This window comes from Nocardioides albus, assembly GCF_014648255.1.
Taxonomy (GTDB): domain Bacteria; phylum Actinomycetota; class Actinomycetes; order Propionibacteriales; family Nocardioidaceae; genus Nocardioides; species Nocardioides albus.
This window is the reverse complement of record NZ_BMQT01000006.1, coordinates 270,165-289,334: the sequence shown is the minus strand read 5'-3', so window position 1 is coordinate 289,334 and position 19,170 is coordinate 270,165. Positions and strand designations below refer to the sequence as shown.

Genomic DNA, 19,170 nt, shown 5'->3' with positions numbered 1-19,170 from the left:
ATGGCACTGGGCAGGTCACGGAGGGCACGGCTGCCTACCGCGCAGGTCAGCCGACTACGGCTGATCGTGATCCAGGCACTCGTCTTCTCGCTGCTGGCCACCCTCGGGGTCAGGCTCTTCTACCTCCAGGTGCGGCACGGTGACGCCTACCAGGCAGCCGCGGCCTCCCAGTCGAAGCGTGAGGTCGTTCGACAGCCGGTGCGCGGCATCATCGTCGACGCCCAGGGCCGGCCGATGGTGACGAACCGCTCGGCCTGGGTGGTCAGTCTCGACCAGGGCGTGCTCGACGGGCTCGAGGAGGAGGACCGCAAGACGCTGATGGCGCGCGTGGCCAAGGCCGTCGACGTGTCCCCGAAGAAGCAGAACGACGCGATCGCCAACTGGTCCGGCACCCGCTACCAGCCGGTGCCGATCGCCACCGACGTCTCCGAGTCGACCGCGCTGCGCATCCTCGAGCAGCCGGAGGACTTCCCCGGGGTGGTCGCCGAGAAGCAGACTCTGCGCTCCTACCCGAGCCCTCACGGCATCAACGCCGCCGGCGTCCTCGGCTATCTCTCCCCGATCACAGAGGACGAGAACAAGGACGCGAAGAAGCGCGGCGACGAGTCGCTCAACATCACCTCGATGGTGGGCCGCTCCGGTGTCGAGAAGCAGTACGACCAGTGGCTGCGCGGGATGCCCGGCTACGACACGGTCACGGTCGACTCGCTCGGGCGTGAGATCGGTCGTGGCGACTCGGTCGCCTCCCAGCCCGGTGACACCCTGGTGACCAGCATCGATGCCAAGGTGCAGGGCCGCGCCGAGAAGCTGCTCGCCGAGTCGATCGAGACCGCCCGCAACACCTTCGACAAGATCTCTGGCCGCAACTTCGAGGCCGACTCCGGCTCGGTCGTGGTCATGGAGGCGCAGACCGGCCGACTGGTCGCGATGGCCAACCAGCCGACGTACGACCCCGAGGAGTGGGTCGGCGGGATCACCCAGAAGCAGCTCGACCGGCTCTACTCCGAGAAGGCCGGCTACCCGCTGCTGCCCCGGGCGACGCAGGGCCAGTTCGCCCCCGGGTCGACATGGAAGCCGTTCATGACCGTTGGCGCGCTCAACAACGGCTACAGCCGCGACACCCTGCTCAACTGCTCCAGCGGGCTCCAGGTGGGCAACCGGGTGTTCAAGAACTACGAGTCGGGCGCCTACGGGTTCATCGACTTCGCCAAGGCGCTCCAGGTCTCCTGCAACACGTTCTTCTACCAGGTCGGGGTCCACTACTGGCAGAAGTACGGTTCCAACCCCGCCGACGTGAACGCCAAGGACCCGCTGGTGGAGACCGCCAAGGCCTTTGGCTTCGGCAAGCGCACTGGCATCGACCTGCCGGGGGAGTCGACGGGCCGGATCGCGGACCGGAAGTGGAAGGCCGAATACTACCAGGCCATGAAGGGCTACTACTGCCGGATGGACGAGAAGAAGAACGCTCCGTCCCAGTTCCTGCAGCTGTTCGCCCACGAGTTCTGCATCGAGGGCAACTACTATCGCACCGGCGACGCGGTGAACTTCTCCATCGGCCAGGGCGACACCATGGTCACCCCGATCCAGCTCGCCCGCGCCTACGCCTCGCTGGCCAACGGCGGCACTCTCTACGAGCCCCGGATCGGGAAGGCGGTCGTCAGCGGTGACGGCACCGTGGTCGAGAAGATCGACCCGAAGGTCGCCGGCAAGGTCAAGATGTCGGCCAAGAGCATCGACTACGTCAACGAGGCGCTGCTCGGCACGCCCCAGTCGGGCTCCCTGGCCTGGAAGTTCGGCGGGTTCCCGCTCGACGAGGTGAAGGTGCGCGGCAAGACCGGCACCGCGGAGGTCACCGGCAAGCAGACGACCGGCTGGGTCGCGACGTACAACAAGAAGTACGTCGTCATCATGACGATCTCCCAGGGCGGCACCGGCTCGGGCTCGGTCGGCGATTCCGTACGCAAGCTGTGGGAGACGCTCTACGGAGTCGAGGAGGGCGGTGCCGAGGTCCGGCCCGACAAGGCCGCGATCAAGGGCATCGACCCGCCACGGAACCTTCCGGTGTTCGGCACCGACGGCTCGATCGTCGCGCCGAAAGACTAGGGACGAGGTGAACGCACGAGCATGAAGAACGACGTGATGGCCTTCGTACGCCGCATCGACCTGGTCCTCCTCGGCGCGGTGCTGCTCCTGGTGTCGCTGTCGGTGCTGCTGGTCTGGTCCGCAACCATCCACCGCGACGCGATCACCGGCGGCGACACGACCGCCTACATGCGCAAGCAGATGATCAACGTGGCCGCCGGACTGGTGCTGATGGTGGGCGTGGTCGCCATCAACCATCGTTGGGTCCGCCTGCTGACGCCCGTGGTCTACCTGGGTGCGGTGGTCGGGCTCGTGCTGGTGCTCGTGATGGGCTCCACGATCAACGGCTCTAAGTCGTGGGTGGTGCTCGGACCGGTCCAGGTCCAGCCCTCGGAGCTGGCCAAGCTGGCCGTGGTCATCGCGATGGCTCTGGTGCTCGCCGAGCGCAGCGAGGGTCGCTGGCAGGCACGGGTGTCGCTGGGTGACGTGGTGGCGATGATCCTGGTCGCTGCGGTGCCGATCGCACTGGTCCTGCTCCAGCCGGACCTCGGCACGACCCTGGTGCTCGGCGTGACGGTCTTCTGCGTCCTCGCGGCGGCGGGGACACCGCGACGGTGGCTGGCACTGCTGGCGTTGATCGGCGCATCGGGGGCCACGACCGTGGTCGCGGCCGGGGTGCTGAAGCAATACCAGATCAACCGGTTCATGGCGTTCACCGATCCGTCGCTGGACCCGAGGGGGGCCGGCTACAACGTGCAGCAGGCGCGGATCGCGATCGGGGACGGCGGCATCTTCGGGCAGGGTCTGTTCCAGGGATCGCAGGTCCGTGCGGGCTTCGTCCCCGAGCAGCAGACCGACTTCATCTTCACGGTCGTGGGGGAGGAGCTCGGGCTGGTCGGCTCGCTGCTGGTGATCGGGCTGATCGGAGTCGTGCTGTGGCGCGGGCTGCGGATCGCGGCGCGCACCGACGACCTGTTCGGACGGGTGGCCGCCGCTGGGATCGTGTGCTGGCTCGGCATCCAGAGCTTCCAGAACATCGGGATGTGCCTGGGCATCATGCCCGTCACCGGGGTGCCGCTGCCGTTCCTCTCCTACGGCGGATCCTCGATGATCGCGACCCTGCTGGCGGTGGGTCTGCTGCTCGGCATCTCGGGCCGCTCGCGGCGCACCGGTCTGGACCGGTCCGGACCACTTCAGGACCTCCGCTCGCGTGATCGCCTGCAGGTTGCTGCAGTGCGAAAAGATGCCGCGTTCCATCGAAATTAAACTCGATTACGTTCCCTCCCGGTTGCCCTACAGGGCATCCGTGTGACCCCTTGCAGCCTCAACCCGAGGCTGCTTGACGACGGGAGCAGCAAGATCATGAACCGACCCCACAGAACCCAGCGCCTCTGCGCGCTGGCTGCCGCGACGGTGACCGCCGTCGGTGCGGCTACCACCATCCTGGCCATGTCCGGCCCGGCCGCCGCCGACAGCCCGGCACCGCTGATCGGTGCCGAGAAGTCGACCGTCATCGACAACTCCTACATCGTGGTGATGAAGGGCAAGGGTGCGGACGCGAAGGCCAACGCGGCCGACGCCCGTGCGCTCGCCAAGAAGAAGGGCGGCTCGGTGAAGTACGCCTACGACAAGGCGATCACCGGCTTCTCCGCCACGCTCGACGCCGACGCGCTCGACGCGCTCCGCAACGACCCCGACGTCGACTATGTCGAGGCCAACCAGGTCGTGAAGACCAGCGGTGACCAGGCCAACCCCACCTGGGGCCTCAACCGCATCGACCAGCGCAACCTGCCGCTGAACTCGAACTACCACTACGACTACACCGGCTCTGGGGTGAAGGCGTACATCCTCGACACCGGCATCCGCTCCGGGCACGCCGACTTCGGCGGTCGGGTGACCTCGGGCTACACCGCCATCGGCTCCAGCACCGAGGACGAGAACGGCCACGGCACGCACGTGGCCGGCACCGTCGGCGGGTCGACCTACGGAGTCGCCAAGGGCGTCACGCTCGTTCCCGTCCGCGTGCTCGACGCCGCCGGATCCGGCACGACCGCCGGCGTGATCGCGGGGGTGAACTGGGTGACCTCCAACCACACCTCCGGTCCCGCCGTCGCCAACATGTCGCTCGGTGGTGGGGTCTCCACGACCCTCGACTCCGCGGTCTCGAGCTCGATCGCAGACGGCGTCACCTATGCCGTGGCAGCGGGCAACGACTCCGGGGCGAACGCCTGCAACGGGTCGCCGTCCCGGGTCGCTGCGGCGCTGACCGTCGGGTCGACGACCAACAGCGACGCCCGCTCCAGCTTCTCCAACATCGGCTCGTGCCTCGACCTGTTCGCTCCGGGCTCGTCGATCACCTCGGCCTGGCACACCTCCAACACCGCGACCAACACGATCTCCGGTACGTCGATGGCGACCCCGCACGTCGCCGGCGTGGCTGCGCTCTACCTGCAGGCGAACCCGTCGGCGTCTGCTTCGTCCGTAGCCTCGGCGATCGTCTCCAACGCCACGACCGGCGTGGTCACCTCGCCCGGCACCGGTTCGCCCAACCGCCTCCTCTACTCGCTGTGGAGCGGTGGCACCGACCCGACGGACCCGCCGCCCACCGGCAACCTGCTGGCCAACCCGGGCTTCGAGTCGGGTGCGACCGGCTGGAGCACCTCCTCGGGCGTCATCGACAACTCGACCGATGCCCCGGCGCGATCGGGCTCCTACAAGGCATGGCTGAACGGCTATGGCTCCACCCGCACCGACACGCTCTCGCAGTCGGTGACGCTGCCCGCAACGGGTAAGACGCTGTCGTTCTACCTTCGGGTGATCTCCAGCGAGACCACCACGACGACGGCGTACGACAAGCTGACCGTCAAGATCGGCTCGACGACCCTGGCGACCTACTCCAACCTGAACGAGACCTCCTCGTACACATTGAAGTCGTTCTCCCTCGGGGCCTACGCAGGTAGCACCGTCACGCTGACGTTCACCGGCACCGAGGACTCCTCGCTCGGGACCAGCTTCCTGATCGACGACACCTCGATCGCCTGATCTGAACAGTTCCGTCATCGGCTCAGCCGGGTCGCTCGCGTAACGCGGGCGGCCCGGAGTGCTGGTTTTGGGCACGCTTTTATGCCCTGTTTCCACGCTGTTTACAGGTGTTCACCTTCGCTGCCTGCACGTTGCTGCAATGCGAAGAGTTGGGTCGTTACGGGCACTACGTAACGTGGTTACGTGGTTGCCCGAACGCTTCGGGTTGCGGCCGTAGGGAGGGCGCAGGGCGTTCAGCCGGCGCGTGTGAGGGCTGCACGTGGGACCACCTACAGGGGGTTCCCAAGTCCGGTGCAATGAATGGTTGTGGCCCGATCGGGCCGCACGATGACGGGAGTCAGTTCGTGAACCGAACCATCAAGAACCGGGCCTTCAAGGCGCCGGCAGTCGTCACCGCCGTAGCTGTGGGAGCAGCAGCCTCGGCGATCGCCTTCACCGGCCCGGCCGGCGCCGCGGACGGTCCGGCACCACTGCGCGGCGCGAACGCCTCGACCGCAATCGAGGGTCAGTACATCGTCGTGATGAAGAAGCAGGGCCGCAGCGACGTGGCGAAGTCCGAGGCCAAGTCGGTCCGAGGCGACGCCCGCGAGGCCGGCGGCGACGTACGAGAGGTCTTCAACACCGCGTTCAACGGCTTCTCGGCCTCGCTCGACAAGGACGCGCTCGCCGAGGTCCGCGACAACCCGGACGTCGCCTACGTGCAGGCCAACCACCGCTACACCACCCAGGGTGACCAGGCCGACCCGACCTGGGGCCTCGACCGGATCGACCAGGCAGCGCTGCCGCTCGACAAGAACTACCACTACGAGCAGACCGGTGCGGGCGTGACCGCCTACATCATCGACACCGGTGTCGCGACCGACCACTCGGAGTTCAGCGGCCGGATCGGTGAGGGCTTCGACGCGATCGACGGGGACACCGACCCGGCCGACGGCAACGGCCACGGCACGCACGTCGCGGGCACCGTCGCCGGGACCACCTACGGCGTGGCCAAGGAGGCCACGATCGTTCCGGTCCGCGTCCTCGACGACCAGGGCTCCGGCACCACCGAGGGCGTCGTCGCGGGCATCGAGTGGGTCACCGAGAACCACACCGACGGCCCGGCCGTCGCCAACATGTCGCTCGGAGGCGGCAACGACCCCGCTCTCGACGCGGCCGTCCAGGCCTCGATCGCAGACGGCGTCACCTACGCCGTCGCTGCCGGCAACGAGAGCGCCGACGCCTGCGGTTCCTCGCCCGCAGCAGTTCCCGAGGCGATCACCGTCGGTGCCACCGATGACAGCGACGCCACCGCCGACTTCTCCAACACCGGCGAGTGCCTCGACCTCTTCGCCCCCGGCGTCGACATCACCTCGGCCTGGAACGACGGTGCGACCAACACCATCTCCGGTACGTCGATGGCGACCCCGCATGTCGCCGGAGCGGCCGCGCTCTTCCTCGAGGCGAACCCCTCGGCCACCCCGGCCGACGTCGCCACGGGCCTGACCGGCGCGGCCACCCCCGACCTGGTCACCAACCCGGGCACCGGTTCCCCGAACCTGCTGCTCACCACACTGTTCTGAACTGAGACTGGTGGGGCCGTCCGGGAGGGGACGGCCCCACACCTCATTTACATCTGCTACGACGGCTTGGTCCAGGCGATGGTGTGCCGGAAGCCGAGGCGGTGTCGGATGGCGGCGCCAGGCATGACGTCGGCGAGGATCTCCCGCAGCTCAGCGAACGACATCGTCGGATCCTTGACCGGGACGACCGGCCCCGAGGCCCCATCGACACTGGGCCAGGGATGCTTCACGTAGCCGATCGCCGGGTTCGTCACGATCGAGGCGAGATCCCACAGATGGTCGGTGACGTCCTGAGGTGGGGCGAGCCCGATCGCCAGGAACCGTCCACCGGGTTCGAGGATGCTGCGCACCCGCTCAAGGGCGTCGGCGACGTCGAGATGATGCAGGACCGCGACCATCGTGACCAGGTCGACCGGCCCGTCGATCCAGGTGCCGTCATGAATGAAGACGTTCGGCAGGCCGGCGCAACGGGTAGCGGCCCGGCCCCTCATGGCGCCGTCGCGATCGGTCCCGTGGACGGCGGTGAACCGCGACGCCAGCGCGGCCAGCAGCCCGCCCTGGCCGCAGCCCACGTCCAGCGCGGTGCGTCGCCCGGCCGGAAGGTTCGCCAGGATCCAGCTGTGGAAGTGGTCGTTGTGACTCCAGGGGTGACGCGCGTTGAGCGCTGCCATCGCCTCCGGCACGGCGCCTCCGGCGAACTGTTCTGCCCACGTTCGCAATGCCATGGCGACATTCTTACCTGCTGAGGCGGGGGAGATCACCCGACGACGCGAGGTTTGGTGGGGGAGTCAGGGGGCGGCGTACCCTTGGGGTTGATCGTTCCCGAGCTTTGAGGTGCCCATCGTGACCGTCGCCCAGAGCGACCTCGTTCCTGAATCCGTGTTCCCTCGGCTGGAGCCGCGCCTCGCGCTGGTCTCCAAGCCGATCCAGTACGTCGGCGGCGAGCTCAACTCGACCGTCAAGGAGTGGAACGACGTCGATGTCCGTTGGGCGCTGATGTACCCCGACGCCTACGAGGTCGGCCTGCCCAACCAGGGTGTCCAGATCCTCTACGAGGTGCTCAACGAGCGTGACTGGATCGCTGCGGAGCGCACCTACGCCGTGTGGCCGGACCTCGAGAAGATCATGCGCGAGGGCGACGAGCAGGGGCCGATCCCGCAGTTCACCGTCGACGCGCACCGTCCGGTGAAGGCGTTCGACCTGTTCGGGCTCTCGTTCTCGACCGAGCTCGGCTACACCAACATGCTCAACGCGCTGTCGCTGGCGCAGATCCCGCTGCACGCGGTCGACCGCGGCGACGACGACCCGATCGTTCTCGCCGGCGGCCACGCCGCGTTCAACCCGGAGCCGATCGCCGACTTCCTCGACGCCGCCGTGCTCGGTGACGGTGAGGAGGTCGTCCTCAAGATCTCCGAGGTCGTGCGCGAGTGGAAGCAGGACGGTCGCCCCGGTGGCCGCGACGAGGTGCTGCGGCGACTCGCCGTCTCGGGGGCCGTCTACGTCCCGAAGTTCTACGACGTGAACTACGCCGCCGACGGCCAGATCGAGGCCGTGGTCCCCAACCGCCCCGACATCCCGTGGCGGGTGCGCAAGCACACCCTGATGGACCTCGACGCCTGGCCCTACCCGCGCAATCCCTTGGTGCCGCTAGCAGAGACCGTCCACGAGCGGTTCTCGGTGGAGATCTTCCGAGGCTGCACCCGCGGCTGCCGCTTCTGCCAGGCCGGGATGATCACCCGACCGGTGCGCGAGCGCTCGATCACCACCATCGGTGACATGGTCGAGAACGGGATCCGGAAGTCCGGTTTCGAGGAGGTCGGGCTGCTCTCGCTGAGCTCTGCCGACCACACCGAGATCGGTGACGTCGCGACCGGCCTGGCCGACCGCTACGAGGGCACCAACGTCTCGCTCTCGCTGCCCTCGACGCGCGTCGACGCCTTCAACATCACCCTCGCCAACGAGTTCTCCCGCAACGGCCGTCGCTCCGGCCTGACCTTCGCGCCCGAGGGTGGCTCCGAGCGGATGCGCAAGGTGATCAACAAGATGGTCACCGAGGAGGACCTGATCCGCACCGTCGGTGCCGCCTACAGCCACGGCTGGCGTCAGGTGAAGCTCTACTTCATGTGCGGCCTCCCGACCGAGACCGACGAGGACGTCCTCCAGATCGCCGAGCTGGCGAAGAAGGTCATCGCGAAGGGCCGCGAGGTGTCGGGCCGCAACGACATCCGCTGCACCGTCTCGATCGGCGGCTTCGTACCCAAGCCGCACACCCCCTTCCAGTGGGCCTCCCAGCTCGACCACGAGACCACCGACTCGCGCCTGCAGAAGCTGCGCGACACGGTCCGCTCCGACAAGAAGTTCGGCCGGGCGATCGGTTTCCGCTACCACGACGGCAAGCCCGGCATCGTCGAGGGCCTGCTCTCGCGGGGCGACCGCCGAGTCGGCCGGATCATCGAGGAGGTCTGGCGCGACGGCGGCCGCTTCGACGGCTGGAGCGAGCACTTCTCCTACGACCGCTGGATGACCGCCGCCGAGAAGGGCCTGGCAGGCACCGGCGTCGACCTCGACTGGTACACCACCCGCGAGCGTGAGTACGACGAGATCCTCCCCTGGGACCACCTCGACTCCGGTCTCGACAAGGACTGGCTCTGGGCCGACTGGGAGGACGCCCTCGCTGTCGCCAACGGCGAGGACATCGAGGTCGAGGACTGCCGCTGGACGCCTTGTTACGACTGTGGCGTGTGCCCGGAGCTCAACACCGAGATCCAGATCGGCCCCACGGGTCAGAAGCTGCTCCCGCTCAGCGTGGTGTGATCGTTCGGCCCGGCCGATCGCAGATTCACCTGCGGCCAACCCGCTCAGTATGGCGGTCAGGGCTGAAGGTGTAAGGTAGTGCTGAGCCTCCCCCCGCTGGGGTGTGGGGAAGTGAACCCGGGATACCGCCGCAGTACGGGACCCGGGTTTCGCGCTTTTGGCTAGAGGTCGAGCTCGATGGCGTCGATGGCGACTGACAGCGCCTGACGGTATCCAGGTACGCCGAGTCGGTCTGCCCCGACGGCGCCAGCGACTGCATCGGGGATCCAGAGCATCGGCTCGAGATTCGGGTCTTCGAACTCGACGCGCAGCTTGCCTGTGAGCGCTCCGGCGCCACGCATGGAATCAACCATCCTGGTGTCGCGCCGATTGAGTGGCTGGGTGCGGGACTCGAACTTCGCGCGGGTCACGCCGAGGGTTTCGAGTTCGTGAAGGAGACGTTCCAGGCACTTACGCCGGGCTCGTTCCTGCTTCTTGGCATCGATCGGGCTGGCAACGACGATCGTGTGCGCCACGTCAAGATAGCTGAAAGCCTCCGCGATGCGGAGACGATCCTTGTGCTCTTCCTCGCGCCAATGAATCCGCCGGCGTACTGAGGGTGCAGCGGCTCGCACAGCATCGCGATGGGCGTCGCACTCCCGCGGATCGGCGATACTTGCGGCTAACAGATAGAAGCCGGCGTCGACATGGATCGACTCATCAACCCACGCGTGGAGAACGAAATCCGGCTGCTCGGTGTTCACGAGACGATTGTTGCCGGGGGCGCCGACATTCTTAGTAAGGTGGCTGTGCACGAGGCTGCGTGTCCGATTCAAGCACACAGCGATAACGGTTCGTCGGCCATGGAGAGTCGACGACGGTTACGGTGAATCCGACCCGGCGATAGAAGTCGACGGCGTCGTCATCCGTTTCGGCAAACAGGGGGAGCGGCGCCACCTCGGACGCGACTGATCGGATGAGTCGAGCGGCGTAGCCCTGCCGTCGTCGATCGTGCCGTGTTGCGATGTGGCCGATCTCAACGGATCTGTCGCTGACCATCAACCCGGCCGCGACCACGAGAGCCGTGCCGTCCAGCCAACCGCACATCCGGGTGTCAGCCTGCGTGACGTAGCGCGGGATGACGGTGCCGGGGCTGCAGGCTGCGGGCTGCGGGGAGGATCGACTCAAGCTCGTCGGTCCAGTCAAGGTCTGGACTGAACACCTCAGGCGGAGCGACCGAGCTCGTGCTCGGCTGCGCGTCGGATCCAGGAGGAGACCGATCGGTCATCGGCGTCGGCGCGGCGCTTGGCCTCGGCGAGGCCGTCGGTGGGGAAGCGTACGGGAATCGGGGAGGTGAGCCGCGCTTCGCGGCCGCGGGGACGACCGGCTGGCTCCTGGTTGGCCGGGTCGGCGTAGAACTCGTACTCCTCGTCAGGGGCCATCTCAGAACTCATCTCGGTCACTCCGGTAGGTCTTGGCGAGCGACGCCTGCCTCGTATCGGCCGATCGGACAACCGAACGACACGAGCCGGACTGTCACTTTTCCACATGTGCATCGAAATAGCAGCGATCGGTGTGACTTCAGCGACCATTAGCGCTCACTTGCGGGAATGTGGCGGCCGTAGCTCGGCCGACCGGCGTCCCGGGATGGATCGGCGTACCCGATCTGGGTGACCGCTCAGCTGATCGCGGCGGTCGCTTCGATCTCGATGAGCACATCGGGGCGGAAGAGGCCGGAGACCTGGACCAACGAGCTGGCGGGCGGATGCTCGACGTCGACGAACTCGTCGCGTACGCGCCGGATCATCGGCAGGTCCGTGGTGGAGACGACGAAGTAGGTCAGCTTGACCAGGGCTGCCCAGGTGGCGCCAGCCGCAGCCAGTGCGACGCCGAGGTTGGTGAAGGTCTGCCGGGTCTGGGCCTCCCAGCCGTAGGCAACGGCCCCGTCGGCGGAGACGCCCACCTGCCCGGAGATCACCACCAGTCTGGCGCCGGGATCGGTGATCACCAGGTGGCTGTAGCCGGCAGGGGCGGGAAGGTCGTCGGGGGTCACGAAATCCATTGGGCGAAGGTAGACCTGGCTGTGCAGACGCGCGAATGATTACTTCGACGGCGGCCTCAGCCGACGGGGCGGACCCAGCGGCGCCAGTCCTCCTGAGACTCGTAGCCCGAGCCCTTCCACAGCGACTGCCCCAGCTCATTGCCCTCCAGGACCATCGCGTCGACCCGGCTCGCGCCCAGGGCGACGAGCCGGTCCTCGGCGTGGGCCAGGAGCCGGCGGGCAAGCCCCTGGCGGCGTACGTCGGGGTGGACCGCCAGCCGATAGAGGTGGGCGCGCCAGCCGTCCCAGCCGGAGATCAGCGAGCCGACGACCCGGCCGTCCGGGGTCACCGCGACCGTGCAGGCGTCGGGGTCGCGTGCGATCAGCGACGCCACCTTGGTCGAGGAGTCAGCCGGACGCGAGTCGTTCTCCGCCGCCACCTCCCACAGCTCGAGGATTGCTGGGACGTCGGCAACTGTCGCCGGACGAAGCTCGATCACGGCCGGAAGTCTCTCACGCCAACACCTGGCCCGGGTCGGGCTCAGCAGTCCGCGGCGCCGCGCATGGAGAAGTCGATGGTGACGGCGTGGTGGTCGGACAGACCGGTGGGGTCGACGTCACCGTCGCCGGCGGCGAGCCAGGAGTTGGGCAGCAGGTAGTCGACGCGGCCGCCACCGTCGTGGCTGGCGCCGAGGGAGGCGCCGGCGTCGGACAACGAGGCCAGCGCAGTGCCCAGGACCCCGGAGCCGGAACCGGCGTTGAGGTCGCCGCCCAGCAGCTTGGCTCCGTCGTAGGCGTTCACCTTGGCCATCACCGCACCGATCTGCGCCTGTCGGAGCGAGTCCGAGGTGTGGTCGAGGTGGGTGTTGAAGACGACCAGCCGCTGGCCCTCGACGATGATGTTCGCCCGCAGCAGTCCGCGCTGCTCCTTGCCGCCGCTGTTGGGCAGGTGGGTGTTGTCGTAGCCGTCGATGGGGAAGCGGGACAGGATAGCGGTGCCGTAGCCGCCGCGGTCGGTGATGTAGGCGTTGGCGCCGAAGACGGACTGCATCCCCAGCTGCGAGGCGATGACCGCCGGCTGGTCGACGTTGCCCGACCGGCGGCGATTCTGGTCGACCTCCTGGAGGAGCACGATGTCGGCGCCGGCGTCGCGGATCACGCCAGCGATGCCGCCGAGCTCGCCCGGGGAGACCTTGCCGCCCTTGATGTTGAAGGTCATCACGGTCAGGTTGCGCGGGACCGCGCACGGGTCGATCTTCGGCTTCTTCGGGATCCTGTTGATCACGGGCGGCGCCTCGAGCGTCTTGAACTTCGGCAGCGGCTCCGGCTCGGACGACGGGCTGGCCTCGACCGGCTCGACGCTCGGTGAGGGGGAGGCATCGGCGGAGGCCTGCTTCGAGTCGCCCAGCCGGGGCGCGAGAACGGTCAGGGCGGCGATCGCGCCGACGGTGAGGACAACAGCGAGGATCGGCAACAGCTCTTTGAGGCGTACCGAGAACTGCCTGCTTCTGTGGTGGCTCACCGCGCGAGTCTCCCATTTTTCGCCCGCAAACCGTTACCGCCAGTTGGCCGCCCGTTCGCCGTGTGGGTCATCGCGCCCCAGGGCAGCCATAATCGACTCCGTGCGTCAACAGCCCGAACAGCAGGCCCCACCGGTCCAGCGTCTCCGCATCCGCTACGCCAAGCGCGGCCGGCTCCGGTTCACCAGCCACCGCGACTTCAGTCGCGCCTTCGAGCGCGCGGTCGCCAGGGCCCGGATCCCGGTGGCCTACTCGTCGGGGTTCAACCCGCACCCACGGATCTCCTACGCCGGCGCGGCGCCGACGGGCGCGGCGAGCGAGGCCGAGTACGTCGAGCTGGGGCTGCGCGAGGTCGTCGACCCGGCCGCGACGAAGGCTGCACTGGACGAGGTCATGCCCGACGGCCTCGACCTGATCGACGTCGTCGACACGGCCGGCTCGCCCAAGGGCGCGCTGGCCGACCTGCTCACCGGCAGCGAGTGGATCATCGACCTGCCGACGTCGCCGGAGGACGCCGCCGCTGCGGTCGAGGCGTTCGTCGGTGCCGAGGAGGTCATCGTGTCCCGGATGACCAAGAAGGGACTGCGTGAGTTCGACGCCCGGGCCGCGGTCGTACGCCTCGCCGCAGCGCCGCGAGAGGGCGGATCGCGGCTGGAGCTCCTGCTCAAGCACGGCACCCCGGCCGTACGTCCCGACGACGTGGTCACCGGCCTGGAACGCATCGGCGGGCTGAAGGTCGGCCCCGAGCACGGCGGGCTCCCGCTGCTGACCCGGCTCACCCAGGGCGTCTTCGACGAGGAATCCGGCACGATCGCCGACCCGCTCCACTAACCTGCCTTCGATGAGGCTGTGCCGACGAGAGCTGTGCCGATGAGAACGGTCACCGACCGCGAACGCCGGGCGAGGCTGGCCCGCCGGCACGGGCTCGCCCCCGCCCTCAGGTACGCCGACGTGGCCGCCGCGACGCAGGCGATGACCGCCTGGCACGCGACCGAGGCGGCCACGGTCCACCTCGCGCTGCACGCGCGGGTGCACGACCTCCGGGTCGAGGACGTCGAGCGGGCGCTCTACGAGGAGCGGTCGCTGGTCAAGCAGCTGGCGATGCGGCGTACGCTCTTCGCCTTTCCGCGTGACCTGGTCCCGGCGGCCTGGGGCAGCGCCTCGGCCCGGGTGGCGGCTCAGGAGGAGAAGAACCTCCACAAGTGGCTGACCGCGGGTGGCATCGAGGCGGACCAGGACGGCTGGATCGAGAAGGCGTACGCGGCGACCCTGGCGGCGCTCGCAGACGGAGTGCCGCGGACGACGGCGCAGCTGCGTGAGCTGGTGCCGGAGCTCGACCTCCGGTTCCGGATGGGAGCGCCGGACAAGAAGTGGGGTGGCGAGTTCGCGATCGGGCGCTGGGTGATCGGCACTCTCGCCGCGCAGGGGCGACTGATGCGGGCGAACAACATCGGCCACTGGCGGCTGAACAAGCCGACCTGGACTCTGGCGGAGACGTGGTTGGGTGAGATGCCCGCTCCGTCTCCTGCCGCGGAGGGGTACGCAACCCTCGTACGCAGCTGGCTGGGGACCTTCGGTCCGGGCACCGAGACCGACCTGGTCTGGTGGCTCGGCTCCACGAAGTCGGCGACACGCGCCGCGCTCGCCGCGGTCGGGGCCGTGCAGGTCGGGCTCGAGGGCGGAGGCACCGGATGGGTGCTCCCGGAGGATCCGATCGCCACCTCGCCCGAGCCCGAGGTCGAGCCGTGGGCCGCGCTGTTGCCCACTCTCGACCCCACCGTCATGGGCTGGAAGGAACGCGGGTTCTATCTGGACGCGGAGGATGTGGCGTACCTCTTCGACTCCAACGGCAACGCCGGCAACACCGCCTGGTGGGACGGCCGGATCGTGGGGGCGTGGGCGCAGGCCGAGGACGGCCGGGTGCAGCCGATCGTCCGCCACGACATCGGCGATGCCGGGCGGAAGGCGTTGGCGGTCGAGGCCGAGCGGCTCACCGAGTGGCTCGACGGCGTTCTGATCGTGAATGTCTACAAGTCGCGCCAGATGAAAGAAGCCGTGCTTCCCTGAGCCTTGTTGATGTCCGGATATCGGTCTGTCGACAGGGTGTATGCGATACTCCGAGACGACTGCTCATTCATTCGGGCCCGACCCGAGGAATGAAAAGTCCGACGACGCCTCGCCGGCGTGGGTCCTCCGGGGCCGCACTCCGGCACGCAGGAGGTAGGGCGTCACCAGACCGCGACGCAGGCCTAGCAGGTCAGTGAGAGCGACTCGCCCGGGAAGGTCCCGGACGGCCGAGCGACCGCGGCAGGTGACGAACCGCCGCTTGTGACGCACCGCTGCGGAGGATGCCGCCGCCCTGACAAGCTTTGCGCCGCGACGCGGCTGCTACGTGGAACAAAGATCGATACTGCGCAGCGCCCGTTTCCCGGCACCTGACTATCCGGCACCTGTGAAGGTGCTGGATGAGGAGAACGGCATGGCCGACGAGACCACTGTCGAGAACCCCGAGAACGGCGCTGAATCGGCGCAGGCTCCGGTGTCCGACACCCCCACCACCCCCACGACCGACGCGGAAGCGACCGGCGAGACTGCTCCGGCGAAGAAGACCGCGGCGAAGAAGACCACGCGCAAGCGCACCACCAAGAAGGCCGCTGCTCCGGCGGAGGCCGTCGAGGCTCCCGCCGACGAGGCCGCTGAGACCGCCGAGAACGCTGAGGCGCCGGCGAAGAAGACCGCGGCGAAGAAGACGACCCGCAAGCGTACGACCAAGAAGGTCGCCGCTCCGGCGCCGGCCGAGGTCGAGACCGCCGCCGAGGCCGCTGCCCCGGCGACCGAGACCCCCGAGACTCCCGCCGAGGCTCCGGCCAAGAAGACCGCGGCGAAGAAGACCACTGCCAAGAAGGCAGCCGCGAAGAAGTCCACCGCCAAGAAGGCCGCTCCGGTCGTCGAGCCCGTCGGGGCCCCTGTGGCCGACGAGACCGACGAGACCGACGAGGCGACCGAGGCCGAGCAGGCCGGTCCGGTGGCTCCCGCGGTGTTGTTCCAGCCGCCGACGAAGACGACCACCCGGCGCCGCACCCGTAAGACGGCCGAGCCGAAGCCCGTCGCGGAGCCTGTCCAGGCCGCCGAGACGCCCGCGGTGGACGAGCAGCAGACCGCCGAGCCGGCTGCTGAGCCCGCCGCTGAGGTCGCCGCTGAGGTCGCCGTCGAGCCCGCCACGGAGAAGGCTCCGGCCCGCTCCCGCAGGCGCAACGGCCGCAGCGCAGCGCCGGCCGAGGAGAAGTCCGCAGACGAGGAGCAGGCCGAGCCTGCCGCCGAGTCCGAGACCGCCACCGACACAGACACCGGGTCTGACACCGAGGCCGAGACCGAGTCCGACGAGAGCTCCGCCGACGATGGTGAGGGTGGCGGCAACGGCCGTCGCCGTCGTCGCCGTGGCGGCCGTCGCCGTCGCAAGGGTGCCAACGGTGACGACGGTCCCGACGCCGACTCCGACAGCAAGTCCGAGGACTCCGAGACCGACAACGAAGAGTCCGGTAAGGACTCCGACGCCGAGCAGCAGGGCGAGGGCGGCACCTCCCGTCGTCGTCGCCGTCGTCGTCGGGCCGGCGAGGCTTCCGGTGACGCCGGGGACGATCCGGAGAACACCGTCACCCGGGTCCGTCAGAGCCGCACCGGCGACGACCAGATCACCGCGCTGGCGGGCTCGACCCGTCTCGAGGCCAAGAAGCAGCGCCGCCGCGAGGGCCGCGAGGCCGGTCGTCGTCGCGCCCCGATCGTGAGCGAGGCCGAGTTCCTGGCCCGCCGTGAGTCGGTCGAGCGGGTCATGGTGATCCGTGAGCGCGAGGACCTCACCCAGATCGCGGTGCTCGAGGACAAGGTGCTCGTGGAGCACTACGTCGCCCGCGAGTCGCAGACCAGCCTGATCGGCAACGTCTACCTCGGCCGCGTCCAGAACGTGCTTCCCTCGATGGAGGCCGCCTTCATCGACATCGGCAAGGGCCGCAACGCCGTCCTCTACGCCGGTGAGGTCAACTGGGCCTCGCTCGGCTGGAAGGAGGGCCAGCCCCGCAAGATCGAGTCGGTGCTGACCTCCGGCCAGAAGGTGCTCGTCCAGGTGACGAAGGATCCGATCGGCCACAAGGGCGCCCGCCTGACCTCGCAGATCTCGCTGGCCGGCCGATTCCTGGTCTACGTGCCCGACGGCACCACCTCTGGCATCTCCCGCAAGCTGCCCGACACCGAGCGCAACCGCCTCAAGACCCTCCTGAAGGAGATCGTCCCCGACACGGCCGGCGTGATCGTACGCACCGCCGCGGAGGGCGCCGCCGAGGACGAGCTGACCCGCGACGTCGAGCGCCTCAAGGCCCGCTGGGAAGACATCGAGAAGAAGGCGGGCGGCAATGCGCCGCAGCTTCTCTACGGCGAGCCCGACTTGACCTTGAAGGTCGTCCGCGACCTCTTCACCGAGGACTTCGCCAAGCTCGTCATCGCCGGCGACTCGTCGTGGGAGACCGTCAAGGACTACGTCCAGTCGGTGGCTCCCGACCTCGAGGAGCGGGTGGAGAAGTACGACGGCGAGGTCGACGCCTTCGCCGCGTACCGGATCGACGAGCAGATCGCGAAGGGCCTGGACCGCAAGGTCTGGCTGCCATCGGGTGGCTCGCTGATCATCGACCGCACCGAGGCGATGACCGTCGTCGACGTCAACACCGGCAAGTTCACCGGCTCCGGCGGCAACCTCGAGGAGACGGTCACCAAGAACAACCTCGAGGCGGCCGAGGAGATGGTGCGCCAGCTCCGGCTGCGCGATATCGGCGGCATCATTGTCGTCGACTTCATCGACATGGTCCTCGAGTCCAACCGTGACCTGGTGCTCCGTCGCCTGGTCGAGTGCCTGGGCCGCGACCGTACCCGTCACCAGGTCGCCGAGGTCACCTCGCTGGGCCTGGTGCAGATGACTCGTAAGCGGATCGGCACCGGTCTGCTCGAGGCGTTCTCCGAGAACTGTGACGCCTGCGCCGGGCGCGGTCTCGTGATCCACGAGCACCCGGTCGAGGCCGGCAAGTCGTCCGGCGTCGCGCCCGACGAGCCGCGCTCGCGCCGTCGCGGTGGTCGTGGCGGCAAGGGCAAGGGCAAGGACGAGACCGGCAGCGAGACTGTCGAGGAGTCCGCCAAGACGCCGTCGCCTGCCGAGTTCGCCGCCATGGTCGCGCACACCGATGCCGCCCCGGTGGCCGAGCCTGCGCCCGAGGCGGAGGCCGCCGAGCCTGCCCCGGTCGTCGACCCGGAGGCGCCGAAGGTCACGACCCGTTCGCGTTCTCGCCGGTCCAAGGCCTCGAAGCCGGCCGAGCCCACGGTGGCCGAGACCGCCGAGACTGTCGAGCCCGTCGAGACCGCCGAGCCCGTCGAGGCCACGCCCGAGGAGGTCGAGGCGCCGAAGGTCACCACGCGCTCGCGTTCTCGCCGGTCCAAGGCCTCGGCTCCGGCCGAGCCCACGACCGAGACCAAGGCTGAGGCGCCGGCTGAGACCCCGGTCGAGCCCGCTGCGGACCCGGAGCCTCCCAAGGTCACCACCCGTACGCGCACCCGCCGCGCCGCCACGACCGGTCGCCCGGTCCTGGCTGCCGTCGTCGGCAGCTCGTCCGTCAAGGAGCCGAAGCCGGAGCCGGTGGCGTCGGAGCCGGCGCCCGCTGAGCCGGTCGCCGCTGAGCCGGTCTCTGAAGAGAAGCCTGCCCCCGTGGCTCCGGTCGAGCCCGAGACGACCGAGCCCGAGGCAGTCGAGGTGGAGCCGGTGAAGGCCGAGCCCATCGACTCCAAGCCGAAGGTGGTCACCCGGCAGCGCCGCGGAGCCCGCCGCGAGGTCGTGAGCACCGGCGAGGGCACGGTGATGACCGCGACCAAGTCCGAGGCGCCGGTCATCAGCAACGGCACCACCTCGGCCCCGGCGCCGAAGGTCGTGACCCGCACCCGTGGCGGCGCGAGCCGCGACACCACGCAGTCTGAGGACAGCTGACCCAACCACGATGCCCCGGTGTCCGCTCCAGCGGACGCCGGGGCATCGTGCTGTGCTTCGCCACTCGGGTTTCTCAGGCCACGGGCTCAAGACCACGACCGGTCTTGTGGC

General features: G+C 68.8%; 15 protein-coding genes. 8 read left to right on the top strand and 7 right to left on the bottom strand.

What is annotated here, in order from left to right; all coding sequences use genetic code 11:
• The 4 genes from mrdA (at position 1) to IEY84_RS14705 (ending at position 6,686) form a co-directional block, all read left to right on the top strand.
• A complete protein-coding gene (gene mrdA, locus IEY84_RS14720) occupies positions 1-2,103 on the top strand; it encodes a penicillin-binding protein 2 (protein ID WP_183546804.1) in 2,103 nt (700 codons plus the stop codon).
• 21 nt (positions 2,104-2,124) lie between these two features.
• Complete coding sequence (rodA, locus tag IEY84_RS14715) at positions 2,125-3,348, top strand: rod shape-determining protein RodA (RefSeq protein WP_183546802.1); 1,224 nt, start codon at positions 2,125-2,127, stop codon at positions 3,346-3,348.
• Positions 3,349-3,444: 96 nt separating this feature from the next.
• Positions 3,445-5,124: a S8 family peptidase gene (locus tag IEY84_RS14710; RefSeq protein WP_183546801.1), complete on the top strand. Its 1,680-nt coding sequence runs from the start codon at positions 3,445-3,447 to the stop codon at positions 5,122-5,124.
• Positions 5,125-5,468: 344 nt separating this feature from the next.
• Positions 5,469-6,686 (top strand): S8 family peptidase, encoded by a 1,218-nt coding sequence (locus IEY84_RS14705; protein WP_221208934.1) that lies wholly within the window; start codon positions 5,469-5,471, stop codon positions 6,684-6,686.
• A gap of 56 nt (positions 6,687-6,742) precedes the next feature.
• Here the strand turns inward: IEY84_RS14705 and IEY84_RS14700 are convergent, their stop codons facing one another.
• A complete protein-coding gene (locus tag IEY84_RS14700; protein WP_229788693.1) occupies positions 6,743-7,411 on the bottom strand; it encodes a class I SAM-dependent methyltransferase in 669 nt (222 codons plus the stop codon).
• A gap of 118 nt (positions 7,412-7,529) precedes the next feature.
• On the opposite strand from IEY84_RS14700, the gene IEY84_RS14695 reads away from it, so the two are divergent.
• On the top strand, positions 7,530-9,500 hold the full coding sequence (locus IEY84_RS14695; RefSeq protein ID WP_183546798.1) for a TIGR03960 family B12-binding radical SAM protein: 1,971 nt from the start codon (positions 7,530-7,532) through the stop codon (positions 9,498-9,500).
• 161 nt (positions 9,501-9,661) lie between these two features.
• Here IEY84_RS14695 and IEY84_RS14690 read toward each other — a convergent pair whose 3' ends face one another.
• From IEY84_RS14690 to IEY84_RS14665, 6 genes are all read right to left on the bottom strand, one after another.
• Positions 9,662-10,243: a hypothetical protein gene (locus IEY84_RS14690; protein ID WP_183546796.1), complete on the bottom strand. Its 582-nt coding sequence runs from the start codon at positions 10,241-10,243 to the stop codon at positions 9,662-9,664.
• A 31-nt stretch (positions 10,244-10,274) separates the two neighbouring features.
• A complete protein-coding gene (locus IEY84_RS27070) occupies positions 10,275-10,667 on the bottom strand; it encodes a GNAT family N-acetyltransferase (RefSeq protein ID WP_373292317.1) in 393 nt (130 codons plus the stop codon).
• A gap of 35 nt (positions 10,668-10,702) precedes the next feature.
• Positions 10,703-10,933 carry a CopG family transcriptional regulator gene (locus tag IEY84_RS14680; RefSeq protein WP_183546792.1) on the bottom strand — a complete coding sequence of 77 codons (231 nt, stop codon included), beginning with the start codon at positions 10,931-10,933 and terminating at the stop codon, positions 10,703-10,705.
• 224 nt (positions 10,934-11,157) lie between these two features.
• The gene (locus tag IEY84_RS14675) at positions 11,158-11,541 is read right to left on the bottom strand and encodes a RidA family protein (RefSeq protein WP_183546791.1); all 384 of its coding nucleotides are present in this window, start codon (positions 11,539-11,541) and stop codon (positions 11,158-11,160) included.
• Positions 11,542-11,597: 56 nt separating this feature from the next.
• Positions 11,598-12,020: a GNAT family N-acetyltransferase gene (locus IEY84_RS14670; protein WP_183546789.1), complete on the bottom strand. Its 423-nt coding sequence runs from the start codon at positions 12,018-12,020 to the stop codon at positions 11,598-11,600.
• A gap of 41 nt (positions 12,021-12,061) precedes the next feature.
• Positions 12,062-13,042 carry an endonuclease/exonuclease/phosphatase family protein gene (locus IEY84_RS14665; RefSeq protein ID WP_183546787.1) on the bottom strand — a complete coding sequence of 327 codons (981 nt, stop codon included), beginning with the start codon at positions 13,040-13,042 and terminating at the stop codon, positions 12,062-12,064.
• Positions 13,043-13,130: 88 nt separating this feature from the next.
• Here IEY84_RS14665 and IEY84_RS14660 point away from each other — a divergent pair, with 88 nt between their 5' ends.
• The 3 genes from IEY84_RS14660 to IEY84_RS14650 all read left to right on the top strand — a co-directional run bounded on the left by IEY84_RS14660 (position 13,131) and on the right by IEY84_RS14650 (position 19,059).
• On the top strand, positions 13,131-13,871 hold the full coding sequence (locus IEY84_RS14660; protein ID WP_373292316.1) for a TIGR03936 family radical SAM-associated protein: 741 nt from the start codon (positions 13,131-13,133) through the stop codon (positions 13,869-13,871).
• Positions 13,872-13,910: 39 nt separating this feature from the next.
• Positions 13,911-15,107 carry a winged helix DNA-binding domain-containing protein gene (locus IEY84_RS14655; RefSeq protein WP_183546783.1) on the top strand — a complete coding sequence of 399 codons (1,197 nt, stop codon included), beginning with the start codon at positions 13,911-13,913 and terminating at the stop codon, positions 15,105-15,107.
• 412 nt (positions 15,108-15,519) lie between these two features.
• Complete coding sequence (locus tag IEY84_RS14650; protein WP_183546781.1) at positions 15,520-19,059, top strand: Rne/Rng family ribonuclease; 3,540 nt, start codon at positions 15,520-15,522, stop codon at positions 19,057-19,059.
• Positions 19,060-19,170: the final 111 nt, after the last annotated feature.

Bases quoted from the DNA above. Each gene is read 5' to 3' on its own strand.
- rodA (WP_183546802.1), top strand. From the start codon at position 2,125: ATGAAGAACGACGTGATGGCCTTCGTACGCCGCATCGACCTGGTCCTC.
- IEY84_RS14655 (WP_183546783.1), top strand. From the start codon at position 13,911: ATGAGAACGGTCACCGACCGCGAACGCCGGGCGAGGCTGGCCCGCCGG.
- IEY84_RS14680 (WP_183546792.1), bottom strand. From the start codon at position 10,933: ATGAGTTCTGAGATGGCCCCTGACGAGGAGTACGAGTTCTACGCCGAC.
- IEY84_RS14650 (WP_183546781.1), top strand. From the start codon at position 15,520: ATGGCCGACGAGACCACTGTCGAGAACCCCGAGAACGGCGCTGAATCG.
- mrdA (WP_183546804.1), top strand. From the start codon at position 1: ATGGCACTGGGCAGGTCACGGAGGGCACGGCTGCCTACCGCGCAGGTC.
- IEY84_RS14700 (WP_229788693.1), bottom strand. From the start codon at position 7,411: ATGGCATTGCGAACGTGGGCAGAACAGTTCGCCGGAGGCGCCGTGCCG.
- IEY84_RS14710 (WP_183546801.1), top strand. From the start codon at position 3,445: ATGAACCGACCCCACAGAACCCAGCGCCTCTGCGCGCTGGCTGCCGCG.
- IEY84_RS14675 (WP_183546791.1), bottom strand. From the start codon at position 11,541: ATGGATTTCGTGACCCCCGACGACCTTCCCGCCCCTGCCGGCTACAGC.